This is a genomic window from Pseudonocardia nigra (assembly GCF_019396355.1).
GTDB classification, from domain to species: Bacteria; Actinomycetota; Actinomycetes; order Mycobacteriales; family Pseudonocardiaceae; genus Pseudonocardia; species Pseudonocardia nigra.
Window position 1 is genome coordinate 1 of the sequence record NZ_JAHKRK010000497.1, and the last position, 1,067, is coordinate 1,067.

The window sequence follows — 1,067 nt, forward strand, 5'->3', positions numbered from 1 at the left end:
CTCGTGCCCCCATCATCGCCGATCAGTCCTGTCCTTGGCCAGTTGGCGGAGCTGGCCCGCAAGGACGATCCGCTCGGGTCGGGGTCAGCGGGTCCGGCGTCGTCGCTGCTGGCGCGGCTCTCAGCGGTGGTGGACCGGCGCAAGCGGCGCGGCCGGCGCCATGAGTTGGTGGTGATCTTGGCGTTGGCGGCGTGCGCGACGTTGGTGGTGGGCAACGACTCGGTGACCGCGATCTGGCAGTGGGCCGCGCGCACCCCGCAGGAGGTGCTGGGGCGGTTGGGGGCCCGCCGGGATGCGCTGCGCGGCCGGTATGTGGTGCCCAGCGAACGCACCTTCCGTCGGGTGCTGGGCAATCTGGACGGGGACGCGCTGGACCGCCAGGCGTGCGGGTTCGCCGCGGACGTGGTCCGCGGCACCAGCCCGGGCCCGGTGCTACCCGAAGCTGCGGGCCCGCCCGAGCGCGAACAACGCCGCGCAGCACAGCGCGTGACCTCTCATCCGCGGCCGGCGGGGCTGCTGCCCGCCGCGGCGGTGGACGGCAAGGCCCTGCGCGGTGCGCGCACCGGCACGGGTGCCCGCACGTTCCTGCTGGGCGCAATCTCTCACCACACCGGGGTGGTGCTGGGCCAGCGTCAGATCCCCGACAAGAAGGGGGAAGGCGCCCAGGTCGAGGCGCTGCTGGCAGGGTTGGACGCCGCGGGGATGGTGTTCACCCTTGACGCGCTGCACACCACCAAGAAGACCGCCCGCATGATCACCGAGCAGCTGCACGCCCACTACCTGCTGATCCTCAAGGGAAACCAGCCGCTCACCCTCGCCGCCGCCCGTGCCGTGCTAACCGGGCCCGACACCGACTGGGTGGAGACCAGCGCAGTCGAGCACGACCGCGGCCACGGCCGCACCGAACGCCGCTCGATCCGCACCACCGACACCGACGACTCCCTGTTCCCCGGCGCCCGCCAAGTCTTTCGACTGCGCCGCGACGTCGGTGGCCTGGACGGCATCTGGGACACCAAGGAGATCATCCACGGGATCACCAGCCTGCCCGCCGATCTCGCCAGCCCCGC

The 1,067-nt window shown here is 72.4% G+C and carries 1 protein-coding gene; it reads left to right on the plus strand.

Translation table 11 applies throughout. From position 1 onward, the window contains the following. Positions 1-42 precede the first annotated feature (42 nt). On the plus strand, positions 43-1,067 hold a 1,025-nt coding region (locus KME75_RS41855), incomplete at its 3' end, for an ISAs1 family transposase (RefSeq protein ID WP_219420575.1).